Here is a 25,368-nt window from a genome sequence, read left to right as displayed (position 1 = left end):
TATTATATGAAGATTCAAAATTTAGAATTAAATATTAAATATAAAAGTTATAGAGCAATATGTACTACGTTAGAGGAAGAAATCAAAACAGGCAATGCAAAAATAGCACAATTAAAAGATTGGTCAAGATATTTTAGATACCATAAAGAGGGTAATGGATTTATTGTTGATGAGATATATGGCATTCCAAAGGAAAAGGTGGATAATAGAAAAGGGCATAGTGGTAAATCTGAAGGTAGTAGAAATAATTATATAGGTATTTATGGTAAATATATAGATATATTATTAGAAAATAAATTATATAATATAATACAAAAAAGACAAATCAAAGAAGATAATATAGTTTACATAACCAATGTTTGTATAGCAGAATTAGTAAAAATGGTTAATTTTAATTATAGGACTTGCAATGCTAATAGGGAAAAATTTCATAGATATCTATATAAAAAGAATTTATCTAGCTCTTTAGCGGAACAAGATATATTTACTTGTATATATGCTCATATAAGACCTGCAATAATATCTTCATTAACAAGATTAGAAAAGTCAAATAAGATTGTTGTACAAGCATCTTACATATTTTATTTAAATGATTATAAGCAGAGATGTGCAACAGATAAAGAAACAAAATATATTAAAGAGGTTGAAAAAGAACAAATGCAAGTGATGGAAATAACTAATGCACAAAAAATGTGGAATATAAATATCAGAAAGAAATTTTATGAAAAAGTACAAAAAATAGTATTAGATCATTTTGCAGAAGTAGATAGTGAAATAAATGGATATTATCAAGGATATAAAATTACAGTAGAAAATTGCAATGCACAAGAGAATATTAAAGCATTAGAAAAAGAATTTAATACTTTATTTGCTGCTAATGTAATGGATTCTATTAGCAAAAAGATAGAGAAATTAAAAGATGATTGGGGCGGTATTGTATTATTTAAAAATGAATGGGATAGAAAAAGAATCGGATTGAAATATGGTAAATCTATAGAACGTTTAATTAAGATATTAATAAGTTATAATACATTAAATATTACAGATATCATAAGCAATATAAAAACTCAAAAACAAATAGATCAAGAGAATATAGAATTAGCAAAGGATTTTGATTTTTTATTTAAAGAAGTAGAGTAATAATAGTATAGCAGACAACCCCCCGTACCTTGGGGGTTTTCCGCACCTTTCCCGAAGCTAACTTTCATAATTTTGCTACGTTTCACTACGCAAAAGTTATTCAAGTTATGGAATATTTTTAATTTTTCTCAATCACAATATAAAAAGTTGTCCAAGTTTCAGAAATCATAAATATACAATTAATTAATGTTATAATATATTTACGAGAACTGAAAGATGGACAACTTTTATAATTATACTGAATTGCTAGGTGATACATGCTAATAAATAAGTTCAAAAAATGATATTGTTGACACAAAATATTGCGTGCTTTTCGCAATTTTTGGGGCAAAGGCTGTAAAATATTAGATTGCCTTAGTGTCGTAGGAAACTTGTTTCCGTTAGACACTTGGATAGATAATTTTTAGAGTTGAAGCCATGTGCACGTGATATTCTATTTTACTATTTTTAATATTTGCATAGATTGCAGTAAAGCTGCTATAAAAGCTATTATTTGGGATATAATAATTAATGCTTTTATTAACATGTTTTTTATAGAAGGTTTATTTATTGACATATTACCTATAATAGTTATTAGTCCTCTAACTAGTCCAAATATTCCTAATAATAAAATAAAGGAGAAAAGTACATTTAACCAGATATACAAAAAATAATAATGTAATAATTGGGTAATAATAACTAATATTAAGCCTACTCCAAAATCATCAAATCCAATTATTTTATGTTTTTCAATTATTTTATTTAATTCAATAGTTAATCCTAAAATTCCTATTAAAATAACAATAATACTAACAGTTCTTGTTATAAATTCATTTCCAAAAAACTTTGGTATAAAAACAAAATATAATCCAATAATTAAAAAACTAAAAGATAAAGCTAATTCATCTTTTGTATTTTTGAGGTTACCACCATAATTTTTATCTTTCATATATTTATCACTCCAAAATCAATATAATATCATGTTGACTATTACTTAATAAATAATCTTTCATTGGTCTGTGTGTATATTTTAAAGCTAATTGGAATTTAAAATAAGTTTCATTTTTGAGTGGAATTAATCCATATGTTCTTTATAAGTAATTATAACATTAATAATAAAATTATATTTTATTTTTATATAGAAAAGATGAAATAAGACAATGCTTTTCAAGTAAATAAAATTATTTGTGTTTTCATATTATATAATAATCATTATTTGAACTTCGACAAAATATAAAAAACTGCGACAAAAATAAAGCGCATTTTATAATAAATATCAATAAAAAATGAACATTAATGCTAAAAAATGTAAAAGTTAATATAGGAAAGGGAATAATGAAATAAAAATTACGTATAATTGGAGGTGATAATATGCTAGAACAAGAGATTGTTAGATTAAAATTAATTGAATATATAAATGAATATGATGTTAAAAGTAAAAGATTTTCAAAACTATGTGATGTAAGTGAAGTAACAATATCTCTATTTATTAATGGTAAACGTATGTTGTCACAAAAAAATTTACACATAATTTGGAATGATATAAATAATAATTAATATTGAAAGTCTTAAAATGAATTTATTAATAGGTATTATTAGATTGATTCTAGGACTTTCGCAGTCTTAGGTCTTTTGAAAATTTTATAAATTTTCTTGATTGTGTGAAAGCATATTTATTTTTTTAATGGTTAGTTTTTCGTAGGATTTTTGTTGTGAGTTCGATTCTCACCGCCTCCTTAATCGTATAAAATCCTACATATTCTAATGAATTAATAAGTTAAATGCAGTCATATCATTTTGAGGTGGTTGTTTTTATAAAATACTTTATACATTGTTAAGGGACTCCACATCCCTGTTTTTGAGTATATATAAAGAGAGCATCTAATGGGGATTAGGTGCTTTTTATTATGTATTTAAATAATGGAGTTTGTTAAGAGTGTATAAAATTCAATATGCTCAAAAATAAAATGTGGAAGGAAGTGAATAGCTATATTACAAATAATGGCTATTAAATAAAGGTATTTGGAAGGTAGGTGGAGCTGTCAATACGGACAATAAAGTATTTATATACAATTTAACAATACGACTAAAGGCATAAGTGGTAATAATGCTAAAAAAATGGAACAAAAATTAATAGGAAAAAATAGTAGATTAAATGAAGTAAATTATGATGATAGACTTGAAAAAAAGGCATATCATACTTGGTACAATATGTTGACTAGATGCTATAACGAAAAATGGCAGGAAAAATATCCTACATATAAAGGATGTATAGTGTGTGAAGAATGGCACAATTATCAAGTGTTTTCAAAATGGTTTTATAAAAATTATTATGAAATTGAAGGGCATAGGATGGATCTAGATAAGGATATTTTAATTAAAGGAAATAAAATTTATAGCCCTGAAACATCGATATTTGTACCTCATTGCATCAATGCTTTATTTATCAAAAAAGATGCAAATAGAGGTCAATTACCAATTGGAGTAAACGTAGCACCTTCAGGTAAATATTATTCTCTATGTAGTAATATACATAATAAAAAACCTATAAGAATAGGATTGTATGATAATATTGAAGAAGCATTCTATGCATATAAACATTATAAAGAAAATTTAATCAAACAAATTGCAGATGAATACAAAGACGAAATCCCTAAAAGACTTTATGATGCTTTGTATAAATATGAGGTTGAAATTACAGATTAAAATACAATATATTTTATCTTATAAATAATTATATAATATATTTATTTATATTTCAATGCTTTTATTAAAAAGTTTATAAAAAATCATAATAATTATAATATATATTAATTACAATAGTCAATAATGAAATGTTAATATATTATTAATAAAATTAATTTAATAATAAAAACAGCTTTTACAATCTTGTAGTTAGCTGCTTTTTTATTATATATTTTTTTTCATAATTCCCTTAAGATTTCTTTTATAAATAGATATAAGTATCTTTTCTTATATCTATTTATATTTTAGGCGAAAGAATCGCATGATTTTTAAAATGAGTTTATTAATACCTAGTAAACTGATTCTAAGAATCATTATTCTTAGGGAAAATATCTTATTTAAAATTTTGTTGTCAATAATTTGATGGTACTTATTACTAGTCAATAATGTTTTAATATAAGTCATAATTGGTAATTTTGTTTACTTTATGTTAGTTCAAATCTAACCTTCCTCATAAATGAAAAGTAAACTGTGTATGGGGATAATGCTATATAAAGCACACATGAATGTGTTAGAGACTAGTAAATAGTCTCTTATTTTTTGTTAATTTTTTTAAACAAATGGAGGAAATAACATGGAAACGAGGGATTGCATTGAAAAATTAATTGCAACAGGATTTAAGGCAAATGTAATAGCATCTTTTATGGGTGTAAGTGATGCATATATAAGTATGTATAGAAAGGGTAAAAGAAATTTAAGTAAGAAAAATCAAATGAAACTTACTGAATTTTTAAATAAATATAAAAATATTTTATAAAGGGTTTGATTTAAGTAACTATTATCTAGGGGCTAAATTAAAAACTTGAAAGGGGATTAAAAACAATGGAATTAAGCGAACTAAATTTAAATGAGGAGCAATTAAGTGGTGTACAGACTTATATTAAGGATGTAACTGCAAAAGCAAGAGAAGGACTGTTTGATGAAGATACAGTTACTAAAAGAATACAAAGTGAAACAGACAAAGTAAGAACAGAGTATTCTAAGAAATTAAAAGATGTAGAATAAATGAAATAAAAAATGCGGTTGACGGAGCAACTTCTGTAGTAGAAGCAATAGCTAATTTACCAAAACCATTACAGCAAATGCTTTATATATTACCTCAAGTAGCTATAGGAGTGAAAGTATTTTCTAGTTCATTGAAATTTATTACTGGAAGCAACTTAACTCAATGGTTAGATAAAGCTAATTTATCTTTTACCGCACTTGGACATACTTTTAGTACTGGTGCAAGTACATCAGTTAAAGGATACGAAGCGGCAGTTCAATCTTTAAGTAAAGAAGTTCTTAAAGGCAATATTACAGCAGAAGAGTCAGCAACCATTTTAAATATTGTTGGTCAAAAAATGGGAATTGCTAAATCTAGTACAAATGTATTAGCATCAGCAGAACAGGCATTAAATGCTCAAGTGGCGGCAGGGACAATAACTAAACAAGAGGCAACTATTGCTTTAGATGCTTTAAAATTAAAGACTGCTGCTAATGCAACAACTTCAGCAGCTGCAACTGCATCTAATACAGCGTTAGCAGCGTCTCAAAGAGCAGTAATGATGTCATCTTTAGCCTTAAGTGCAATTATTGCAGGAGTTACGTTAGGTATAAGTGCATTGATTATTGGATTCTATTCATTTCATAGAAGTGTTTCAGACATAAGAAATGATATTACTGATTTATCCCAGAAGATGAATGAAACTAATGAATCTGACCAGTTATTAAAAAGATACAAATCCTTAGAAGACCAATTAAAAAAAACTAGTAAATCTAGTGAAGAATACAATAATATACAAAGTCAAGTTTTAGAAGTACAGAGACAATTGGCGGAAAAATTTCCTACTTTAATATCTGGATATGATGCAGAAGGTAAAGCGATAGCAACGAATTATGAAGCTTTAAAGAAATATAATGATGAAAAGAAAATACAAATAGCAGGAGAGCAAGGAAAAAATTATGATGATTTAAAAGATAAATTAACAAATTCGGTTGGATCTTGGCAAATGAATCAAATTGACATATATAATTCCAAAAAACAACAAATGGACACATACGAAAAGAATGGTCAATGGGAAAAATATGATAACGCTGCATCGTCAATAAAAGATATTTCTAAAAATATAGATTCTTTGAATAATAGTGCTGCTACTCTATATTATGCTCTTGGTAGAGATACAGAAATGTTTGATACCCAAACAGGAAAATGGATTAAGTATTCTCAATTCATAAAGCAAAATTCTTCGATAACTGAAGGAAATACAAGTAAAAAGAAGGATAATACTGATGCTAATTTAGAAAATGGAGATGCAATTGAAAAAGCTAGTGAGCAAGTAGATAATGCTTATACAATTCAACAGAAATATCAACAAGCTTTAACTACTTCTACAGATAACGTTAAAGATTACAGTAAATACATCAAAGAAATGAATGATAATAGCGGTCATCTTAAAGCGGCATCTGTAGAAGATATAGTTAAAAATCATCCCGAGTTAATACAATATTTAGGTGATGAGAAAACTTTATATGACCAAATTAATAATGCTATTGATACTAATAAAGAAAACGCTCAACAAGCATATATGGGGATGATGGTATCTCGAGAGCAAAATAATCAACAATTGGTAGAGGAGATACAAACATATCAACAATTAGAGTCTTCTCACAAAACTGATACAGAGACAAGGAAGCAAATGTCAGATATAGCTAAATCTTTAGCTGGACAAATTGAAGGATTAATTGTTATTACTGATGCAGAAGGAAATAGTAGAATTCAAAATATAGGATTATTGAATAGTCAAATGAATATGTTATCTCAAGAAGGTGAAGCATATAAAGCTTTGGCTAATGTAAAGATATCTACTACAAAAGAGTCTTCTATAATTGATACTGGGGTTACACAAACTACTTATGCAAATGCAAAAACTAGAATTGGTGTAATTATGGCAGAAGTTCAAGCTTTACAAGCTAAAAGAGATGCAGAAGCGGCGGTTGCATCAGCAGGTGGAGCAATGGATATGCCTACTGACAAAGCATTTAAACCTTATAATGATGAAATTAATGCTAAACAAGCAGATATACAAAAAATACAAGATGCGATGAGTTCTTTAGATAAAATATGGAATGACTCGGGCAAATATAAATCTAGTGTTTTAGACAATATGGATACTGCATCAGAAGGTGGATATAAAACAACGAAATCTAAAGCAGATACTGAAGCATCAAAAGCATTAACAGCGGAATCACGTAATATAGCTAATCGTGAAAGAGAACTTGATGTTGAATCTAAAGGATTGGATGCTCAACGTAAAGCATTGGAATTACAAAAGAAACATGCCCAAGATTCTTTAGAAGAAGGTTATTGTTACGTGTCAAATTATTTAATCCTTAAAAAGTCAAATTATTTCAGCCTAAAATTAGTAATAATGTGGTAAAAAATCAGTTTAAATAATCTTACTAATGGCAAATTAAGTCTCAAAAATCAAATTAAATAACCCTTTCTCCACAATATCCACAATGTATAAAATTCTAAAATTGGTCAATAAATATAGGCATAGAAAAACACTGCTCAGAATAAGCAGTGTAAAAAATTTTAAATTGTAAGATCAATTTCACTCTGAGATTTATAAACTGTATCTGAATTAATAGAAGTAAGTCTTTCATTAGCACCAGAGATAAGGCACATTCTCGTTAGAGAATTTAGTGGTCTTATAGCTCCATTAGTGCTTGAATAAATGAGTTCAAAAGCATCATCAGTAAAAATTGGTTCTGAACAGCCTGCGGCTTTTAGCATAGAAGTTATGTAGGGCTTACATTCATCATGCGTTAGCCCTTTTAAGCAATAATTCATTATGATTCGTTGACGTAGTGCTTCATGGACCTGCCTGCTGAGTTGAAGTAAAAAATTAGGTTGACCTGAAAGAATTAACATAGCATAATTCTTTGAGTCCATATGAAAATTAAATATTATTCTTAAATCATCAAGAATGGAATTGCTTAAAAATTGACATTCATCAATTATAATAACTGGAATTACATTTTTACTGTGGCTATAAGTGTATATAGACTCTTGTATTTGCTTAAACATAGTTACTTTTTTCTGAGCATGAATTATTCCAAGACCATCGCATAATGCTCTATAGAAGTCCATAACAGTTAAAGTGGAAATAGGAATGTATACGCACTTATATAAATTTGGATTTAGTGAATCTACAAAATTGCGGAGCAAGAAAGACTTACCAACTCCAGGCTCTCCAGTAATAACGCCAATCCCTAAAACAGATTTTAAAAATTCTAATCTATTCATTGCTTTAGAGAAATCCTCAGATTTAAAACTGTATTTTAAGTCAAGATTTTTATCAAAAGGATCAAAAGTTAAGCCATAAAAAGCTTTATACATAATATCAACCTCCGGTTAGTTAGCTTCAAAGGCAGAAAAATCAACAGAATTAGTATTGTTAGTTCTTCTGATTTTTGAATTATCAATTTTTTTAACAGGGAAAATAGTATCTTCAAGTTTACCATCCTGTGAAAAAATATAAGCTTTATCAATAGATGATGGATCATAGCGTATATTTATTTTGTCACCAACATATTTTAGTGGTACTTCAAATATTTTTGTACCTATAGATACTGTGGAGTCATTTTTTACAGTACGGAGTACTTTATATAAAAATAAATAGTCTAGTTCAGTTTTAGAATCAATAAATCTTATATTTTCAACATTAGACATGTACTTATCAATTGGTTTTTTGTTTATTGAGGAATGTATAGTGTTGTTATAACTGTTAACATAACCCGACAGGGATTCATTTAAAAGGTCTATAGATTTAAAATCATTCCAATTAATTGAATTCATCCATTGTTTTTGCATAGTTTGGAACCATCTTTCAATTTTGCCCTTAGATTGAGGGGAATATGGTCTTGCAAAACTTAAAATACTACCAAGAGCTGCACAAATCAAATGAAATTGCTCACTTTTATATATCTTTCCATTATCAACGAAAACTTTTTTAGGAATTCCCTTTGATGCTACCGCATCTTTAAATACAGACATAAGAGATAAAAGATCATCTTTAAAAAATGCTTTGCATCCTACAATGACTCTACTGGAATCATCTAAAAAAGCTATAATATAAGTCTTGAATTTTTTATCTTCTATAGTAAGGTAAGGACCTACAGATACGTCAGATTGCCAGCATTCATTGGAAAACTCAAATTCAAAGGCTCTTCTATCATCAGGTACAAGCTTTTTAGAACCTATCTTAGCCTTATTTATAAATCTAGTTACTGTTGACAGGGAAATACTAGTTTCACTTTCAAAACCTTTAGCTATAACTTCATGATATATGTACTTGGCAGTTTTTTTAGGTGAATTTAATTTACTGTTTATAATAAATTCTTTGGTTTCATTTGAAATTTTTCTGGAAGTACCTTTATCAGCTCTTGATTTTGGATATAAGCCATCAATACCATATTTCCTATATTGAACTAGCCATCCTTTGATTGTTGCAGGAGAATACTCTTTTTTCTTGCCGTTAGGCAGTGTATAAGACTTTGCTGCAATTTCTGCTAAATAATCTTTTACAGAAGTCTGAGTAAATGTATTGGTTATAATGGGTGCAATCAGAGAATAACGAAATAATGCTATCTTTTGATTAAATTCTTTTAATATCATTGATTATCAACCTCCTATTTTTATTAATAATTATGACTTAAAATCGATATTTAAACCGTTAAAGGTTGTGTGGAATTATACAAAAATTTTAGATAGAACAAGAGAAATGAGGACAAGATTGATATAAAAAGACATTAAAAAAGTGTGAAGTATTTAATTTGATAAAAAAGATAGATCTAATTTGTACCTATTAAATTATCATTTACAAAAGAAATACTTAGGCATGTGTAAAAAATAATCCAAGTTAAAATCGTGCCTTAAACGGCAAAAGATAATAATTTTTTTTATGATATCAATAGGTAATTTGCTATTTATGTTAGAATTATAGAATTTATACTGTGCAAAAAATAAACGAATACTCGATAATGAGCTTACTAGCCTATTTTTCCAAAATGATAGATCTGTTGTATTAAGAGATGAGTAGTTAATATTAAGAGATTTTATAAGAGTTAATATTTTACTAAAGGAATAACCTAGTTTTAGCATCATAATAATAGAAGTTAGAATAACTTCATAAGCATATTGCCTATAAGGAATAATAAAACTGGGTATAAGAGAATAGGTTTTACCACAGGATTGACATTTACAACGCAGGATGACTATCTTGTATGCACCTTTAAGGGTAATTAAGTTTCTATAATAAAATCCATGTCTGTACAGCTTACCTTCAAATCCACATGCTTCGCATCCATATTTACTTGGAAATTGATTAAACTTACAAAGTTTATTGTATTTTTTTATTCCGTAAGGCATTTTTACTATATTTATCATTATTATTTCTTCTCATAATTAAAAAATTTTCTCCTTACTAATTATCGTCAGATTAAATAATCTTATTCTTTTTGAGTCAGATTATTTAATCTGACCTATAAATTAAGTCTATAATAATTTGACTTTTTTGAATGTTTTTTAGCTTAAGTAAAATGCCTAATAACAGGTTATAAAGCTGAACAGGCACAACAAAATGCAATAATTGATAAATATAAATCTCAATTAGATATGTTGCAAAAGAAAAAGGATTTACAGGATGAAAATAATTCAGCTATTGATTATGAGAATAAAATAAAGAAAGACCAATTAGAATTAGATAATGCACAGAATGAAAAAACTGTATTAATAACTGAAAATGGTCAAGCTATGTGGGTAGCAGACCAAACTAGAATAGATTCTGCCAGAGAACAATTAGCAAAAGACCAAGAGGATTATAGACGTTGGAAAGAAAACCAAGCTATTGAAAAACAGAAAACTGATATACAGGATAAAATTGATGCAACTAGTAAAGCAAAGGATATAGCACAGGAAAATTATAATACTCAAAAGGATGCAATAGAAAAAACATATGAAACTAAATTTGAAGCAATTGATGCACAGAAAGATGCTATTAGTAATCAAAAGGATGATATATCTAATCAAAAAAATCAATTAAATGATAAAAAAAGTGATTTAGCAGAACAACAAAATAATATTAATAATAGTAGAAATGCCTTAGATGGATATGCTAAGGGGACTGATGATGCTGATGAAGGTATTGCAGAAGTAGCTGAAAATGGATTAGAAATAGTAATCGGTAGACAATCTAGAAAATTTCAAGGTGGAGAACAAGTTATACCACATAATGAATCTATGAATATACTAAATGGAACTAATTCTATTGATGTTAATTCTGATTCAAGTAAAAACATTGATAAACAATCAAAATCAGCTAAAAATACATTAAATGCAATAGGGACTACTATTGAAAATAATAAAAATCTAGTTAAAAAGCCAGTTAATGAATTATTAGATGAAGTTGATGATAATGTTCAACATTTTGTAAATGAATCACCACAATATGGTAAAGATACAAATAAAAATGTTGGAGATTCAGTTACTAATAATAAATTATTAGTTAAGAAACCTGTAGATGATTTAATTACTGAAGTTGTAAATCTGATTCAGAACTTTGTTAATAATGCAGGACAATATGGTCAAAATACTGATAAAAATATTGGTACTGGTATAACTAATACTCAAGAATCCGTATTAACTCCTACTAGAACATTAATATCTAATGTTAAAGGATTAATTACTCCTTTCGTATCATCAATGCAAGGTGCAGGTAAAAATATTGATATTAATATTGGTAAAGGTTTATCAGATGGCAATGATGATTTAATGAAAAACATTGAAAATTTATGTAAGAAGATGGTAGATAAATTCAATGAAAAATTAGATATTCATTCACCTAGTAAGGTTATGTATAAGATAGGTCAATATATGATAGAAGGACTTATTAAGGGTATGGATGAATCTGATATTGAAAAATTTATTACTGATAAGGTTAGTGGAATGACTGGTGCAATTAATGGACAAGTTGCTAATGTACCAGGTAGTGTGACAGATTGGTTAAAAGAAGCTATAAAATTGACTGGAGTACCTGAAAGTTGGCTACCAGCATTACAAACTATTGCGATGCATGAATCTAGTGGAAATCCTAATGATATTAATAATTGGGATAGCAACGCTAAAGCTGGTCATCCGAGCCAAGGATTAATGCAAACCATACCGTCTACTTTTGCTGAGAATATGGTATCTGGTCATAATCAAATATTAAATCCTATAGATAATGCGGCGGCGGCTATTAATTACATAAAAAGTAGATATGGTACTGTTAGTAATGTTCCTGGAATAAAGGCACTTGCACGTGGAGGAAACTATATAGGGTATGCTAGTGGAGAAGAATATGTTCCAGAAACTGATAGATATCAAATAAATGAAAAAGGTGAAGAGACAATATTATTAAATAAAGGTAGTGGAGTAGTAACATCAGAAAGAACACGAGGATTAAATATATTAGCGGATAATGTTCCTAATATAATGAATACAGTAGATAAATTAAGTATGTTTATGCCACAATTAAATACACCTGATTTTAGTAATATAAAATTACCACAGCAATCTCAAAATATTGATAATAGTAAGAAAATTCATATTGACAATGTAGAAATAGTGCAACCAACAGATTTTGAAGATTTTGTAACACAATTTGAACAGTATGTAATTACTCATACTTAGAATTATAATAGTAGAAATAAATAAGGTATAGAATTGAACTTAAAATCTAATTCTATACTTTATTATTCTTTATAGATTAAAAAAAGGATAAATTTATCCTAAATATGATATAATATATATAAGATAAATATTTGGAGGGATTTATATGCTAGTGAATACTAAGAAAATCATTTCTATGTCTGAAGCTAATCAGAATTTTTCTAAAGTAGCAAAAATGGTTGATGAAGATAAATCTGTAGTAATAATGAAAAATAATAAGCCTAAATATATTCTTTTGGATTTTGAAGAATTTAGTAAAGAGACTTCTTCAGAAGAACAGTTAGATACTATTGCTGATAGAATATTAGAAGAAAATATGGAAGCGTTTAAGGAATTAGCTAAATGAAGTACATTTCAATTGAATATGTTTTAAAACTTCATAGCAAACTTATAGAAACTACAGGTGGATCAAGTGAATTAAGAGATATAGAATTGTTAAAATCATCAATAGAAAATTCAAAAGCAACTTTTAATGGACAAAATCTTTACCCTACTATTGAAGATAAATGTGCAAATATTTGCTATAGTATGATAAATAATCATCCTTTCGTAGATGGAAATAAAAGAATAGGACTATATGTAATGCTTATATTATTGGAATACAATGGGATAAAACTAAAGTTTACTCAAAATGAATTAATTAATCTAGGCTTAGGTATAGCAAAAGGAGATTTTAAACAAGAGTATATAATATTATGGACAAAAAATCACTATGCCAAGTAATTGTGTATAGTGATTTTCATTTAATATATACAAAATTATACATTAGGTTAAAATATTATTTCTAGATTTTGTTTTGATGTGCTATAAGCTATAAAATATAATTATTGAAGATATTATTAAAACATAGTAATATCATATTTATAATAATATTAAACAAAGGAAAGAAATTATATGAAAGATAGAAACAAAGGTATAGCACAATCTATAAGTATGTTTGGTATTTTTTTCGGAAGATGGTTTTCAAGAAATTTTGGAGATAATACCTATTTTGGATTGAATGGTAGAGTATTAATAGGTATAATAGCTGGGATAATAATAGGAATGGCTTTAATAATTTTGATTACAAAAAAGTTTTATTTTGCATCATTTATATTTTTAGTTTTATTTTCGCCTATGATAATAACATATATAGGAATGTATTATGATAATACAACTTTAATGGACGTAGGTTTTGTAACTTTTATTATTATATTAATAATATTTTTAATAATTACAAAGCGATATGTAAGAACTACTAATGATAGCGATGATAATATCAATTATGATAGATATAAAAATAAATATTAATATAGGAAATTTTTAGGGCGTTGCCAGAAATGGTAATGCTTTATTTTTTTGACTTTTTATTAGGAATAATGAAGAAATTATTGATACATATACATAATTATGATTATAATGGTATCAAGTAAAGACCAAAAATATTGATATATAAATAAAAGAAATGTAGGATTTAGGACTTAATGAAAGAGATATATTTATTGATAAGGTAAACAGTAAGAATTTTAATAGGCAGTAGCATCAAGCATTAAAACAATGTTTATGTGAAGATGATTTACTTTACATTAAGTCATTGGATACATTTGCTAGGAATTATAAAGAGATAATGTAAGATTAGATTTAAAAAAGAATACATTTTATAAATTAGTAAAACAATTTGAAGAAAAATAAGTTAATAGAGAGGTTTAATAAATGGATAATGATGTTAAAGTCTATAAAGAAAATTTGATGAAAAATATCTTTTATACAGAGGAAGAAGTATCAAAAGAAGAGTATAAAAAATTAGATAAAGATGAACGATATACACTTGGTAGTGATCTTGGAGAAGGAGAAAAATATTATAAAAAAATACCTCTTAATATTGATGATAGTGAATTGGCACTATTGATCCAATTAAAAATATATGAAAGGTTAGAACAAATTGACAATAAGCAGTCAACAATAAAAAATATTATGGTATTTTGGCTTATAATTACAATAATTGGCTTATCAATTGGCGTTATATTAATTAATAATTAAATTATAATTACATAATATCTATGCTATTTTTATCTTGATTTATTTTTTTTATTCCTTGGATGTTTTGTAATTAAAGACGGTCAATGGACTTGAGTATCAGATTCATTAAAGGTAAATAAAGCTAAGGAAGAGATTTAAGAGGCTCAAAATAGATTAACTAAAACTCAAATATTAATAAAAGGATTAGAATAGTAATTTATAAGTATAAAGATAGTTATAAAAATTAACTGTCTTTTTTAAGTTATTATAAATTATTAAATGTAAAAACTTATTGACATTTAATTTGAATCATTGCTAAAATATAAATGTAAAAAGAATTTTACATTTTAGGAGATGATTTTATGAGGAAAATGGATGAAATGGAATTAAGTATTAACTTGAAAGCAATAAAATGGGCTTGGGCTTATACAATTATATTTTTGTTTGGTTGGATTGTTTATGATTATCTTCATGGGAATAGAAATTCGGTGTCATTATTTCTTTTGATAACTCAAAATTTTGTTTGGATAGCAGTTCAATATTTTTTAAAATGGAAGATGAACAAAGATGAAAAATAATATAAAAAAACTAAGAAAAGAACTTGGATATAGGCAGGAGGACATGGCAAATACTCTAGGGGTAACTAGGCAAACTATTAATGCAATTGAGAATGAAAAGTATAACCCTACACTAGAATTAGGAATGAAGCTTGCTAGATTATTAAATACTACAGTAGAAGAATTATTTATACTTGACAGTTAAAGGGTGTCCTAAAATAGGATATCCTTATTTTTCATGGGTGGGAATTTTGAACTGCCTTAAATTTGAGAGACTTTATTTTTTAGAGTATTTAAGTGTTTAAGATAGAAATAAAAATATATCTAAATTAAATATTGTAAAAAGTAAAAAAAGGTATTGCAATTATATTAGTAAAAGTTTAATATAATTATATTAGATGTGTGTATAGATTCATAAAAGATGCGTTTATTTATAATTATAAATAGTCTATAAACCTAGTGTTTTCATCATCAGTTCCAGCTCACGTTGAAATGATGGGTCTTATCGGAATGGGTAACAACCCAATGGTTGGAGCTTCAGTTGCAGTAGCAGTTGCTATTGAAGAAGCTTCAAAATAAGCCGATTTAGATGTAATCAGCAAATAAAGTTTGTCCATGAAGCATGGAGGAAATGCAAGAGAAATCTTGTATACCTTCATGCTTTTTTCGTTTTCTCGTTCAATTATGAGAGAAGATGTAAGAAAATAGGGGGATTATTGGGTGGGTAATTGAGGGAAATGATATGAATTTAAAATGCGAATATTTGGAGAAAATATTGAGAAAATCATTGAAAATACAATGGCTAAGGGAGAATAATCTAAGGATTATTCTCCCTTAATAAGTGGCTTATAAGACCACCGTAGGTGGGGAAAGGGAGAAGAAATAATGAGATTATAGCAGGTTTTGGATTGGAATTATTATAGAAAATATAGTGATAAATTATAGTGATGCAGCAGTTATTAGCGGAGGTTAAGGGAGGAAAAAACAAACGAGAGATGTATGAGAAAGAAAATGAGAGGATTTGAGAAAATGCAAGAACCTCTAAAAAAGTGCAAGTTCAGGGACAAACTTAATTTTCAGAGTACAAGAGAGATTTAATACTTAGTAAATTAAAAATTAGAGAATACACGTTAATGTATAAAAATTTCATTAGCGTGTATTTTTATTTTTTTGAAAGGTGTTAATATTAGCTAAATGAGAAGAAAAACGAAAATAATTACAGAAGACAACGTGATGTTTAAACAGGGCTTTTAATGTTTTTAGATAACTGTAAAGCTAAAAATTTAAGACCAACAACTATAGAGCATTACAAACAAGGTTATAAATCTATTGTTAGATTTTTGATGAAAACAGTTTGATTAAAGATATTATACAGGAAACTACGGGTAATTATGTAATTTATTGTAAATATAATTTAAATCTTGCATCTCAAACTCTTCATACGCATGTTAGGAATTTTAAAATTACATTGTATTATTTTATGAAACTAGAATATATGAAAACATTCAAAATTCAATTACCTAGAGAGTGGCAAAAGAGGGGAAAAGCAAATTGCATGAAATGTGAGCGCCTAGAATGATGGAATCATAATATTAGTTATAGGCTTTAATAAGGTTTTATTAAATAATACATAATTAAAATAGGCAGTTTAAGGGTAAATCCTAGATTGCCTATTTTTTTCGAACTATATTTGTTACGTCTAAAAAGAATATTATGTTATAACTAATTTAATAATTAACAGTATGAATGCCAGCCATATTGATACAATTGGTATTGCAAAATACCACCTTTTAGGTTTTCCGATAATCCATAAATTTTCTGCTTCAATTCTGCATTTATTAAATATTTCTTCTGGTATAAATTTTATTGTTATTACAACAAGTATTGGAAGTAAAATCAGATCATCTAACAAACCTATAACAGGTATAAAATCTGGTATAAAATCAATAGGTGATAACGCATATCCAATTGTAATCACTGCAAAAATCTTTGCGATTACTGGTGTTTCTTTCTTCTTTAAAGCAATGAATACAGTAGGTATATCTAACTTTAATTTTTTCTCTTTAACTTTTAAATCCATTATTTAAACTCCTATTCACTGTTCTATTTTATTCCAGGTTATTTTATTAGTCTGTATTGTTTTATAATGACAATTATACATTGCATTAAAACAAATATGTTTTAATTAAATATTGTGAAAAGTAAAGATTTTATATTGCATAACCCATAAAAATAATATATTATAATAATATACATTTAACGTGAGTAAAATGTGTAATACATTTTTAATTAACCAAGTATTTGTGCAACTTTAGGAGTAAAACTCCTAAACTGTCGTTGAAATGATGGGATTTATTGGAATGGATAATAATCCAATGGTTGGAGCTTCAGTTGCAGTAGCAGTTGCTATTAAGGAAGTTTCTAAATAATTGAGTTTAAATTGCTTAGGATTTAAAAATCCATATAAAATATTAATATCAAAAAAGATACATTGTATCATAAAAAAATGATATGATGTGTCTTTTTTTATTTTTAAAATACATAATGTGAAGACAAATAAATTTATAGTGAAAAATTTTTTTGTTCAAATATCTTTCTTTTAAAAATTATGAAGGAAAAAAGCAATTTATTGTAGAATATCATATATAGTAATTATTCAATACTGATGGGGGGATTAAAATGAAAAATATTAAAAATTTGTTAGTATCAAAATCAATGAAATTTTTAGGTTCTATAGCTTTATTTTTAGGAGCAATAGTTATAGTACCAACATCAACTCTTTTAGGACATCAGCCAAAGTGCCCTGATGAATTTCTAAAATAGAAATTCATTTTTTATAAATGCCATGGATTAATGTTTTTATCTATGGTATTTATAAAAAAGTTATAATTAAAGGAGATACTATGGCTATTATAATGGAAATACTATCAGATGTTATTGAATCATTGCTCTTTCTAGGAATTTTTGCAGCACTACATAATAAAAAAAGATTTTTAATAGAAAATAAATTAAGATCAATCTTATTTTGTATATTATTTGTGTCTATGACTTATTTCAGTACAATTTATATTAACAATATCTATCGTATATTATTTATTACAATATTTGATATTTTATTATTGGCTTACATTACAAGAATAAAAATATTCGCGTCTATAGTCATATTTTTTGTATTCCTTTCAGTGCTTTCTGTAACTGAATATTTTATTGGAATTATTGAAATGATTATTTTGAATATAAACCTCAATCAAATTTTTTTGAATTTTAAATATTCACTTGTTTTTATAATAGCTACTAAAATAATGCAAGTAATTATTGTATTATTACTTTTCAGATTTAGTAAGTATTTTAATAAGTTCAAATTATTTCAACAAGAAGGTATTCTTTTTTCTAATTTAATAATGCAAATTGGAGTTTTTGCATTACTTATACTTATTATTAATTTTAGTATTTTTGATGTAAAGGATCTTAAAATATATAATTGTTTTATATTCATCGTATATTTTATATTTTTAATAATACAATTAAATGGATTAAAAGAATATAGAAGAATTGTAAATGTGGAAGCTAAATATAAAATACAAGAACATCAGATTAAAGACATGGAAGAGATAATTAAAATAATTAGACAAGAAAAGCATGATTTCGCAAATCATATTAATGTTATATGGGGGTTATGTTCTCTAAATAAACCAGATACTGTTGAAAAGATAAAAAACTATGTAAATGGAATTTCAAATACACTTCATTCATCATTTAAATACATAGATACTGGCAATGATTGTTTAAGTGGATTGCTATCTATAAAAAGTAATTATGCAGTAAAAAATAATATAAATTTTGATATAATGATTGATGAACCTTTCAGCTCAATAGAAATTAAAGAAAATGATCTAATAAGTATTATAAGTAATATTATAGATAATGCCTTTGAAGCATTTGAAGTTAAATCTAATATTGAAAATAAAGAGATAACAATAGATTCTTTTAGTAAAGATAATAAATTTTTTATTGAAATATCTAATAATGGAGATATGATTCCTGAAGATATTCAAAATAAAATTTTTGATAGAGGATTCTCTACAAAGACTAAAAAATCACAAGATCATGGATTCGGATTATATATTATTAAACAATTGATTGAACAAAATAATGGAATTATATCCCTAGAAAGTACTCTGGAAAGAACTACATTTTTAATTGAATTTAAAATGAAGGAGTTTAGATAAATAAATACAAGTATAACTCTTTTATAAAGAAAATTTCTGAATCAAATCATAAATATTTTCTTTACAGAATATTGCATAATTGTCATATTGTTTTTGTGATGTAAGATTATTTTCAAGTGGATATCATGGAAAACTTATTGAGGTTGCTTTTTCATAAGTTTTAATTAGTAGTATTGTAGATATAAAAAAAATCAATTCAAATATAAAAAATACCTGAAAATATATTTATCTCCAGGTATTTTTTAATATATTACGAATGCAAAACTTTATTACCACTGATGAATAACAGATGGATCATCAAATATGGAATCCAGCTTTTTTAAAAATGGAATAATAGAACTGAAATCAAGTGCTCTATGATCAAAGGCTAGGCACATTGGAAGTGTTTTTCTTATTCCTATTTGTTTAGATCCGTTGTCATCTAAAAAAACTCCTGGTTTTTCCTGAACTGAGCTTAGGCCTATCGCAAATACTTGTGGTGGTATAACTTCAAGTAGACAAAAAGAGCCTTTTTGTTCTCTATAAAGAGATCCAATATTTGAAAATGTTATTGTTCCATAAATAAAGTCCTCTTTTGTTAGACGTTCACTGTCAGGTATTTTATAATAATTATCTTTTTCTTTACCTTCAAGATAGGGCTTTTCACTGCTGAATTCCGACGACAGTATATTTGTTATTTCTTTAATGTCTGAATTATTTATTTTATTAGTCAAATTTGAAATGTAGTCAGAAATTTCTTCTAATGATAGTTTACCAGCATTCATTATACTTGGAGTTATATGAGAACCATCAGATAAAATCCAGGGAATAGCTATGTTAATTTCATCTAATATATGTAAAGTACCATCGCACTTTTCGTGATCATATTCTAAATATGAATTCAAATCAGCAGCACTTAACAATCCCTCTGATATAACTTTTATCATTAAACTATTAAAGGAAATTTTCTTCCCTTCACTTTTTAATTTTTTAGATAGTTCAACAAATTCTTCATAAAAGTTTGTTATGTCTGGCTCATAGTTGTAAGTAATATGTGGTATATTATACCATGATTCTCCCGTTGCATGAGCAACGATTTTTCTTTTAGCATCAAAAGGTATGGATTTTTTTATTTTAATGTTATTATTTGTCATAACTAAGTCCTCCTTATGTGTTAGTATAAATTCAGTTATATAATTATTATTGTATAATTTATCTTTTTTATTATAACGTAATAAAAAGAATATTTCTACTTTTTCAAATATTTATTCAGTATGATTCAGCTATTGTAAAGTGAATTTAGTATATATACTAAATGTAGTAAGAATTTATTTTTAGTTTTGTGGTATGTTTATATGAGTAGGCATAGTTCATTCATAATTGCTCCATAATTTAATTTTATAATTTAATTATAGAAAATTAAAAGGAAGGTGATATTATGTTTGGTTGTGGTTATGGTAATGGATTTATAGGCGTGGGAGGGCCATATCTCATAATATTTATGATAATACGACTTTTAATAATTATAGGAATAGTTGTTGCAGCAGTAAAATTATTTAAGGGTTATTTTAAGGTAAATAACAATGCAATTAAAACTCTTGATAACATGTATGCTAAAGGAGAAATCAGCGAAGAAGAATATAAAAAGAGGAAAGAATTTATCAAAAATAACTAGAGATTAATCTCTAGTTATTTTTGATATAATGATAATTGTAAGAAATAATAAATTGTATTGAGGTGCTCGAAAAATGAAAGATACCATTAATATACTTGTAGTTGATGATGAATATACAATACTGGAAGTAATTAAAGCTTATTTAGAAAAGGATAATTTTAAAGTATATATAGCAACAAATGGTGAAGAAGCCATTGAAATTTTTAAAAAAGAGAATATTAAACTCATCGTATTGGATTTAATGCTTCCTAAAATTTCTGGAGAAGAAGTTTGCAGAAAGGTAAGATCAGTATCTGATGTTCCTATTATTATGCTTACTGCTAAAATAGAGGAAGATGATAAAATTGAAGGCTTAGCGATAGGGGCAGATGATTATCTTACAAAGCCTTTTAGTGTAAGAGAGCTTGTAGGAAGAATAAGAGCACTTCTTAGAAGAGCTTATAGAGATGATAATCCACTTGCTGATTATCTTGTATTTAATGATGGTGATTTGAAAATAGATGTGAGAAAAATGAAAGTTAAAAAGAAAAATAAAGAAATAGATATCACTCCTTATGAATTTAAAGTATTGGTAGCACTACTTACGAATCCTGGTCAGGTATTTACAAGAGAACAATTAGTTAAAAAGGCCTTTGGAATTGAATATGAAGGCTTTGATAGAACGGTGGACAGCTATATAAAGAATGTAAGACATAAAATTGAAGACGACACTAAGAATCCTAAATATATAAGTACAGTTTATGGAGTAGGTTATAAATTTACAGGCTCAAAATCTTAATAATATTTTAGTTAATACAGGAGGTTATAGTAGTGAAAATAACACTTGGTAAAAAGTTAGCCTTAGGTTTTTTTATTGCTCTTATGGGCTCTTTAATCATTACTGGTATTATTTCAAATTTAAGGATTTCCAATGAATTTAGTAAATATTTAGTAGATGAACACAATACAAGGATAAATGAAATAGTTAAATTTATTGAAGATTCTTATAATAAAGATAATGGATTTTCAGGTGACAGCCAGGAAGCAATGGTCAGAAATGCAAATATGAATGAATTATATATTGAAGTAAGAGATAATTCAGGTAGTATTCTGTTTTCTTCAGGGACTACGTACATGCAGCATAAAAATATGATGAATTCAATGATGGGCGAAGGGAAAAACGGCATGATGGGCAATTTATCCAGTATTAATTCAGGAGAGTACAAAGAAGAAAAACATGAACTGACTAAAGATAATAGTGTAGTGGGGACAATAATCATTGGTTATTACGGCAGCTCTTATTTTTCTTCCAATTCATTAGCGTTTATAAATAATCTTAATCAATCCTTTATAATATCTTTTTTTATAACATTGATTTTTGGATTATTAATAACTTTCTTTTTATCAAGGCAGATTGCATCTCCTCTTGAAAAGATAACTAAAACTGCTTCTGAAATGAGAATGGGGAATTTAAAAGTTCGTTCTAATATAAAATCCAATACAAAAGAAATAGAAGAACTAGCTTGCTCAATAAACTACCTTGCAGAAACATTACAGAATCAAGAAGAACTCAGAAAAAGGCTTACTTCTGATATGGCTCATGAAATAAGGACTCCGCTTACTACTCTAAAAACTCATGTTGAAGCTTTAATTGATGGCATATGGGAACCCTCAAAAGAAAGATTTCAAGTATTTTATGAAGAATTAGATAGACTTTCAAAATTAGTAAATAATCTTAGAAACATATCAAAATTTGAGCAGGCAGATATAACTCTGAATAAAAGTAAATTTAATTTATCTTCTGAAATTGCAAATATTGTAGATACTTTTAAGCCTATATTTATGAGAAAAAACTGCATGATTACGGCTGAAGTTGCAGAAAATATAATTGTATATATGGATAAAGATAATTTAAAACAAATACTGCACAATCTTCTTTCAAATGCCAATAACTATCTTGAAATTAATGGCAGAGTAAAGGTATCTCTATTTGAAAAAAAAGACCATATTATAATAGAGGTAGAAGACAATGGTATAGGCATTTCTGAAAAAGACTTACCCTATATATTTGAGAGATTTTATAGAAGTGATATATCAAGAGACAAAAATACTGGCGGATCAGGCCTTGGACTTACCATAACTAAAAGTTTAGTAGAAGCTAATGGAGGAAAAATACGGGTTAAAGGTAAAATTGGAGAAGGTACTGTGTTTAGTATAAGCTTTCCTAAAAATATATGTTTATAATACTAATCATCCCTAATTTTAATCTAGAATACTTGAACCTTAATTCAATATATTCCTATTATCAAAATTATATATAAGTTGCAATTAGAATTGCTCATTTAATAAATAAGATTTAGTTAGAATCTGTTTATATGTAATGAATATAATTTATTGTAATATATATAAAGTTGTTTTATATAATTTTCAAAAATAACACCTGAATTGCCTAGTAAGAACTCAGTTAATTCAGGTGCTATTTATTACTATATAAGCATTTTATTTATATTGCACATGATTTCTTTCAAATTCATTAGCGCAATTCTTACTGTAAAAATAATATGTCTTGTCATCTATCTTTCTAGAGATAGCATCTTTCTTTGATACATTCATACCGCATACAGGATCTCTAGTAGTATCTATACTTATATTTGTATACAGTATAGAATTATGTAGATAAAATGAAGAATAACATATTATTTAATTACAATGGGCTTTGTACCATAGTGTATAGAAGCTATACCTCCGGACAGGGATTTGTAGCTAGCATTTTTGAAACCTGTAGATTCAAAGGCATACTTCAGATCAGATTTTGACATAAATTTGTTTACAGAGTCTCTAAGATAGGAATAGGCATTTTTATCACCAGTGCCTAAATATCCAATAATGGGGAGTATGTTGTTGAAATATACTCCATATACTTGTTTGAATATAGGTATTTGTGGAGTTGATAATTCTAAGCAAATTGCTTTTCCACCTGGTTTTAGAACTCTGTAGATTTCAGATAGTGCCTTTGTCTTATTGGGAATGTTTCTTAATCCAAAGGCAATAGTCACACAATCAAAGCTGCAGTCTTTAAAAGGGAGCGCTTGAACATCACCTTTAAGTAATTTAAATTTATAGTCAGGAATACTTTTATTAAGATTTTTATAACCTACCTCAAGCATAGCTTCATTGAAATCTAAACCTATAACTTCAGTATTCTTACCAACTTTTTTGCAGGTATAGTATACCATTTTACCAGTACCGCAGCATAAATCCAAAACTTTACTGTCTTCATTTATATTTGAAATATTTATAGCTTTTTTTCTCCAAAGACTATCAATATTAAGAGTTAATACTGTATTCAATATATCATATTTTTCAGCAATAGATGAAAAGATATTTTGAACATTTGATTTTTCACTGGTCATATGCTAACCTCCTTTTTATATTAATGGGAATAAAACAAATATTATAAGATCCCAAAGTGCATGAGATATAATTACTGGTGTAAGAGTTTGTTTTCTTTTGTAAATCCATCCCAAATATAATCCACACACTAAAGCTGCTAAAACTAACATGAAGTTTCCAGTAATAATGTGTACTAATGCATAAAGTACTGCTGATAAGATATATCCTTTATTTTCTCCCAATATTCTAGATAAAGTAGTTTGAATAAAGCCCCTCCAGTAAATTTCTTCTCCTGGACCAATTGACAAAAGAAGCAGTAAGCTTATAAGTTTTAGGTTTCCCTGTGCTTTATTATTGTAAATTGATAGTATTTCTGTATCTTTGAATGAAAATAAATATCCGGATATTATATTTCCAAGATAAAATATAGCATATAACACAATAGCTGAAAAAATACCTAAAAGTATATCTTTGAGGGCTATTTTCTTAAAAACAAAAATGCTATTTTTTGAAAATGAGGCAGCAAGTATTAGAATAAATATAGAAATACTCATTTCTATCCAAAAGTTAAAAGGCTTAATAACAAACAATAAATACCATAAAACTGATGCTAATATTAATGTGAAACATATATAAGCTAAACTTTTTTTATTTTCAGTCAAAAAAACAACTCCTTTGAAGGGTAAAAATTCATATTAGCTAATTTAAGCAAAATTATATTTGTTATGTGAAATTGTATAAAGTTGCAATTAAAATTGTTTATTTAATAAATACATTTAGATAATAGCTACTTAAAGGAAATGAATATTTTATAAAGAGAGACCATACTATCATTCTTATCTAATAACTAGGGGCTATATTTTAAAACACAATGTATGAGTCCTTAGATTTTGATGAGAGATATGGTCTTAAAGTTTTAATATTTAGATTTTAACAGCT

26 protein-coding genes and 2 pseudogenes are annotated in these 25,368 nt (G+C 26.7%); 20 read left to right on the top strand and 8 right to left on the bottom strand.

Going from position 1 to position 25,368, the window contains the following annotated elements:
* The first annotated feature begins 6 nt into the window (after positions 1-6).
* Complete coding sequence (locus CLPA_RS12555; RefSeq protein WP_003442437.1) at positions 7-1,140, top strand: hypothetical protein; 1,134 nt, start codon at positions 7-9, stop codon at positions 1,138-1,140.
* A gap of 433 nt (positions 1,141-1,573) precedes the next feature.
* Here CLPA_RS12555 and CLPA_RS12550 read toward each other — a convergent pair whose 3' ends face one another.
* A complete protein-coding gene (locus tag CLPA_RS12550; protein WP_003442434.1) occupies positions 1,574-2,068 on the bottom strand; it encodes a hypothetical protein in 495 nt (164 codons plus the stop codon).
* A 422-nt stretch (positions 2,069-2,490) separates the two neighbouring features.
* On the opposite strand from CLPA_RS12550, the gene CLPA_RS12545 reads away from it, so the two are divergent.
* The 5 genes from CLPA_RS12545 to CLPA_RS12525 all read left to right on the top strand — a co-directional run bounded on the left by CLPA_RS12545 (position 2,491) and on the right by CLPA_RS12525 (position 7,283).
* Complete coding sequence (locus CLPA_RS12545; protein ID WP_003442429.1) at positions 2,491-2,676, top strand: hypothetical protein; 186 nt, start codon at positions 2,491-2,493, stop codon at positions 2,674-2,676.
* Positions 2,677-3,237: 561 nt separating this feature from the next.
* The gene (locus tag CLPA_RS12540) at positions 3,238-3,825 is read left to right on the top strand and encodes a hypothetical protein (RefSeq protein WP_003442426.1); all 588 of its coding nucleotides are present in this window, start codon (positions 3,238-3,240) and stop codon (positions 3,823-3,825) included.
* 613 nt (positions 3,826-4,438) lie between these two features.
* Positions 4,439-4,621, top strand: coding sequence for a hypothetical protein (locus CLPA_RS12535; RefSeq protein ID WP_003442424.1), 183 nt, complete (start codon positions 4,439-4,441; stop codon positions 4,619-4,621).
* 65 nt (positions 4,622-4,686) lie between these two features.
* Positions 4,687-4,869 (top strand): hypothetical protein, encoded by a 183-nt coding sequence (locus tag CLPA_RS12530; protein ID WP_003442422.1) that lies wholly within the window; start codon positions 4,687-4,689, stop codon positions 4,867-4,869.
* Positions 4,870-4,946: 77 nt separating this feature from the next.
* On the top strand, positions 4,947-7,283 hold the full coding sequence (locus CLPA_RS12525; RefSeq protein WP_071169253.1) for a hypothetical protein: 2,337 nt from the start codon (positions 4,947-4,949) through the stop codon (positions 7,281-7,283).
* A 158-nt stretch (positions 7,284-7,441) separates the two neighbouring features.
* Here CLPA_RS12525 and CLPA_RS12520 read toward each other — a convergent pair whose 3' ends face one another.
* The 3 genes from CLPA_RS12520 to CLPA_RS22125 all read right to left on the bottom strand — a co-directional run bounded on the left by CLPA_RS12520 (position 7,442) and on the right by CLPA_RS22125 (position 10,279).
* Complete coding sequence (locus tag CLPA_RS12520) at positions 7,442-8,248, bottom strand: ExeA family protein (protein ID WP_003448320.1); 807 nt, start codon at positions 8,246-8,248, stop codon at positions 7,442-7,444.
* Between the two features lie 15 nt (positions 8,249-8,263).
* Positions 8,264-9,526, bottom strand: a complete 1,263-nt coding sequence (locus tag CLPA_RS12515; RefSeq protein WP_236900340.1) for a DDE-type integrase/transposase/recombinase — start codon at positions 9,524-9,526, stop codon at positions 8,264-8,266.
* A 198-nt stretch (positions 9,527-9,724) separates the two neighbouring features.
* Positions 9,725-10,279, bottom strand: coding sequence for a DUF6431 domain-containing protein (locus CLPA_RS22125; protein WP_076719224.1), 555 nt, complete (start codon positions 10,277-10,279; stop codon positions 9,725-9,727).
* A gap of 246 nt (positions 10,280-10,525) precedes the next feature.
* On the opposite strand from CLPA_RS22125, the gene CLPA_RS12505 reads away from it, so the two are divergent.
* The 8 genes and pseudogenes from CLPA_RS12505 to CLPA_RS20495 all read left to right on the top strand — a co-directional run.
* Positions 10,526-12,580 (top strand): lytic transglycosylase domain-containing protein, encoded by a 2,055-nt coding sequence (locus tag CLPA_RS12505; RefSeq protein WP_003447358.1) that lies wholly within the window; start codon positions 10,526-10,528, stop codon positions 12,578-12,580.
* A 145-nt stretch (positions 12,581-12,725) separates the two neighbouring features.
* Positions 12,726-12,965: a type II toxin-antitoxin system prevent-host-death family antitoxin gene (locus tag CLPA_RS12500; protein WP_003447359.1), complete on the top strand. Its 240-nt coding sequence runs from the start codon at positions 12,726-12,728 to the stop codon at positions 12,963-12,965.
* The gene (locus tag CLPA_RS12495; protein WP_003447367.1) at positions 12,962-13,342 is read left to right on the top strand and encodes a type II toxin-antitoxin system death-on-curing family toxin; all 381 of its coding nucleotides are present in this window, start codon (positions 12,962-12,964) and stop codon (positions 13,340-13,342) included. The genes CLPA_RS12500 and CLPA_RS12495 overlap by 4 nt, the downstream gene beginning before the upstream one ends.
* Before the next feature lie 171 nt (positions 13,343-13,513).
* A complete protein-coding gene (locus CLPA_RS12490) occupies positions 13,514-13,909 on the top strand; it encodes a hypothetical protein (RefSeq protein WP_003447368.1) in 396 nt (131 codons plus the stop codon).
* Between the two features lie 402 nt (positions 13,910-14,311).
* Positions 14,312-14,638 carry a hypothetical protein gene (locus CLPA_RS12485; RefSeq protein WP_003447375.1) on the top strand — a complete coding sequence of 109 codons (327 nt, stop codon included), beginning with the start codon at positions 14,312-14,314 and terminating at the stop codon, positions 14,636-14,638.
* Positions 14,639-14,979: 341 nt separating this feature from the next.
* The gene (locus CLPA_RS12480) at positions 14,980-15,195 is read left to right on the top strand and encodes a hypothetical protein (RefSeq protein ID WP_003447376.1); all 216 of its coding nucleotides are present in this window, start codon (positions 14,980-14,982) and stop codon (positions 15,193-15,195) included.
* A complete protein-coding gene (locus CLPA_RS12475; protein ID WP_003447377.1) occupies positions 15,185-15,379 on the top strand; it encodes a helix-turn-helix transcriptional regulator in 195 nt (64 codons plus the stop codon). Before CLPA_RS12480 ends, CLPA_RS12475 begins: the two co-directional genes overlap by 11 nt.
* 260 nt (positions 15,380-15,639) lie before the next feature.
* A pseudogene (locus tag CLPA_RS20495) lies at positions 15,640-15,753 on the top strand (GGGtGRT protein); the annotation flags it as partial.
* Between the two features lie 1,132 nt (positions 15,754-16,885).
* Here the strand turns inward: CLPA_RS20495 and CLPA_RS12465 are convergent.
* Positions 16,886-17,254, bottom strand: coding sequence for a YkvA family protein (locus CLPA_RS12465; protein WP_003447381.1), 369 nt, complete (start codon positions 17,252-17,254; stop codon positions 16,886-16,888).
* A 256-nt stretch (positions 17,255-17,510) separates the two neighbouring features.
* Between CLPA_RS12465 and CLPA_RS21910 the strand changes: the two are divergent.
* The 3 genes and pseudogenes from CLPA_RS21910 to CLPA_RS12460 form a co-directional block, all read left to right on the top strand.
* A pseudogene (locus CLPA_RS21910) lies at positions 17,511-17,603 on the top strand (GGGtGRT protein); the annotation flags it as partial.
* 250 nt (positions 17,604-17,853) lie between these two features.
* On the top strand, positions 17,854-17,997 hold the full coding sequence (locus CLPA_RS20490) for a cyclic lactone autoinducer peptide (protein WP_003447383.1): 144 nt from the start codon (positions 17,854-17,856) through the stop codon (positions 17,995-17,997).
* Between the two features lie 80 nt (positions 17,998-18,077).
* Positions 18,078-19,403 carry a sensor histidine kinase gene (locus tag CLPA_RS12460; protein WP_003447384.1) on the top strand — a complete coding sequence of 442 codons (1,326 nt, stop codon included), beginning with the start codon at positions 18,078-18,080 and terminating at the stop codon, positions 19,401-19,403.
* Positions 19,404-19,672: 269 nt separating this feature from the next.
* Here the strand turns inward: CLPA_RS12460 and CLPA_RS12455 are convergent, their stop codons facing one another.
* On the bottom strand, positions 19,673-20,536 hold the full coding sequence (locus tag CLPA_RS12455) for a 2-oxo acid dehydrogenase subunit E2 (RefSeq protein WP_003447385.1): 864 nt from the start codon (positions 20,534-20,536) through the stop codon (positions 19,673-19,675).
* A 284-nt stretch (positions 20,537-20,820) separates the two neighbouring features.
* Here CLPA_RS12455 and CLPA_RS12450 point away from each other — a divergent pair, with 284 nt between their 5' ends.
* The 3 genes from CLPA_RS12450 to CLPA_RS12440 all read left to right on the top strand — a co-directional run bounded on the left by CLPA_RS12450 (position 20,821) and on the right by CLPA_RS12440 (position 23,280).
* On the top strand, positions 20,821-21,057 hold the full coding sequence (locus CLPA_RS12450) for an SHOCT domain-containing protein (RefSeq protein ID WP_003447386.1): 237 nt from the start codon (positions 20,821-20,823) through the stop codon (positions 21,055-21,057).
* 73 nt (positions 21,058-21,130) lie between these two features.
* Entirely contained in the window at positions 21,131-21,835 is a 705-nt protein-coding gene (locus CLPA_RS12445) for a response regulator transcription factor (RefSeq protein ID WP_003447387.1), read from the top strand.
* A 32-nt stretch (positions 21,836-21,867) separates the two neighbouring features.
* On the top strand, positions 21,868-23,280 hold the full coding sequence (locus tag CLPA_RS12440; RefSeq protein WP_003447388.1) for a sensor histidine kinase: 1,413 nt from the start codon (positions 21,868-21,870) through the stop codon (positions 23,278-23,280).
* Positions 23,281-23,732: 452 nt separating this feature from the next.
* On the opposite strand, the gene ubiE is transcribed toward CLPA_RS12440, so the two are convergent.
* Positions 23,733-24,449 carry a bifunctional demethylmenaquinone methyltransferase/2-methoxy-6-polyprenyl-1,4-benzoquinol methylase UbiE gene (gene ubiE / locus CLPA_RS12435; RefSeq protein ID WP_003447389.1) on the bottom strand — a complete coding sequence of 239 codons (717 nt, stop codon included), beginning with the start codon at positions 24,447-24,449 and terminating at the stop codon, positions 23,733-23,735.
* Between the two features lie 15 nt (positions 24,450-24,464).
* Positions 24,465-25,091 carry a CPBP family intramembrane glutamic endopeptidase gene (locus tag CLPA_RS12430; RefSeq protein WP_003447390.1) on the bottom strand — a complete coding sequence of 209 codons (627 nt, stop codon included), beginning with the start codon at positions 25,089-25,091 and terminating at the stop codon, positions 24,465-24,467.
* Positions 25,092-25,368: the final 277 nt, after the last annotated feature.

Source organism: Clostridium pasteurianum DSM 525 = ATCC 6013, from assembly GCF_000807255.1.
Taxonomy (GTDB): Bacteria; Bacillota; Clostridia; order Clostridiales; family Clostridiaceae; genus Clostridium_I; species Clostridium_I pasteurianum.
This window is presented reverse-complemented; position numbering and strand designations above follow the sequence as displayed.

Bases quoted from the DNA above. Each gene is read 5' to 3' on its own strand.
- CLPA_RS12555 (WP_003442437.1), top strand. From the start codon at position 7: ATGAAGATTCAAAATTTAGAATTAAATATTAAATATAAAAGTTATAGA.
- CLPA_RS12550 (WP_003442434.1), bottom strand. From the start codon at position 2,068: ATGAAAGATAAAAATTATGGTGGTAACCTCAAAAATACAAAAGATGAA.
- CLPA_RS12545 (WP_003442429.1), top strand. From the start codon at position 2,491: ATGCTAGAACAAGAGATTGTTAGATTAAAATTAATTGAATATATAAAT.
- CLPA_RS12540 (WP_003442426.1), top strand. From the start codon at position 3,238: ATGGAACAAAAATTAATAGGAAAAAATAGTAGATTAAATGAAGTAAAT.
- CLPA_RS12535 (WP_003442424.1), top strand. From the start codon at position 4,439: ATGGAAACGAGGGATTGCATTGAAAAATTAATTGCAACAGGATTTAAG.
- CLPA_RS12530 (WP_003442422.1), top strand. From the start codon at position 4,687: ATGGAATTAAGCGAACTAAATTTAAATGAGGAGCAATTAAGTGGTGTA.
- CLPA_RS12525 (WP_071169253.1), top strand. From the start codon at position 4,947: ATGCTTTATATATTACCTCAAGTAGCTATAGGAGTGAAAGTATTTTCT.
- CLPA_RS12520 (WP_003448320.1), bottom strand. From the start codon at position 8,248: ATGTATAAAGCTTTTTATGGCTTAACTTTTGATCCTTTTGATAAAAAT.
- CLPA_RS12515 (WP_236900340.1), bottom strand. From the start codon at position 9,526: ATGATATTAAAAGAATTTAATCAAAAGATAGCATTATTTCGTTATTCT.
- CLPA_RS22125 (WP_076719224.1), bottom strand. From the start codon at position 10,279: ATGCCTTACGGAATAAAAAAATACAATAAACTTTGTAAGTTTAATCAA.
- CLPA_RS12505 (WP_003447358.1), top strand. From the start codon at position 10,526: ATGTTGCAAAAGAAAAAGGATTTACAGGATGAAAATAATTCAGCTATT.
- CLPA_RS12500 (WP_003447359.1), top strand. From the start codon at position 12,726: ATGCTAGTGAATACTAAGAAAATCATTTCTATGTCTGAAGCTAATCAG.
- CLPA_RS12495 (WP_003447367.1), top strand. From the start codon at position 12,962: ATGAAGTACATTTCAATTGAATATGTTTTAAAACTTCATAGCAAACTT.
- CLPA_RS12490 (WP_003447368.1), top strand. From the start codon at position 13,514: ATGAAAGATAGAAACAAAGGTATAGCACAATCTATAAGTATGTTTGGT.
- CLPA_RS12485 (WP_003447375.1), top strand. From the start codon at position 14,312: ATGGATAATGATGTTAAAGTCTATAAAGAAAATTTGATGAAAAATATC.
- CLPA_RS12480 (WP_003447376.1), top strand. From the start codon at position 14,980: ATGAGGAAAATGGATGAAATGGAATTAAGTATTAACTTGAAAGCAATA.
- CLPA_RS12475 (WP_003447377.1), top strand. From the start codon at position 15,185: ATGAAAAATAATATAAAAAAACTAAGAAAAGAACTTGGATATAGGCAG.
- CLPA_RS12465 (WP_003447381.1), bottom strand. From the start codon at position 17,254: ATGGATTTAAAAGTTAAAGAGAAAAAATTAAAGTTAGATATACCTACT.
- CLPA_RS20490 (WP_003447383.1), top strand. From the start codon at position 17,854: ATGAAAAATATTAAAAATTTGTTAGTATCAAAATCAATGAAATTTTTA.
- CLPA_RS12460 (WP_003447384.1), top strand. From the start codon at position 18,078: ATGGCTATTATAATGGAAATACTATCAGATGTTATTGAATCATTGCTC.
- CLPA_RS12455 (WP_003447385.1), bottom strand. From the start codon at position 20,536: ATGACAAATAATAACATTAAAATAAAAAAATCCATACCTTTTGATGCT.
- CLPA_RS12450 (WP_003447386.1), top strand. From the start codon at position 20,821: ATGTTTGGTTGTGGTTATGGTAATGGATTTATAGGCGTGGGAGGGCCA.
- CLPA_RS12445 (WP_003447387.1), top strand. From the start codon at position 21,131: ATGAAAGATACCATTAATATACTTGTAGTTGATGATGAATATACAATA.
- ubiE (WP_003447389.1), bottom strand. From the start codon at position 24,449: ATGACCAGTGAAAAATCAAATGTTCAAAATATCTTTTCATCTATTGCT.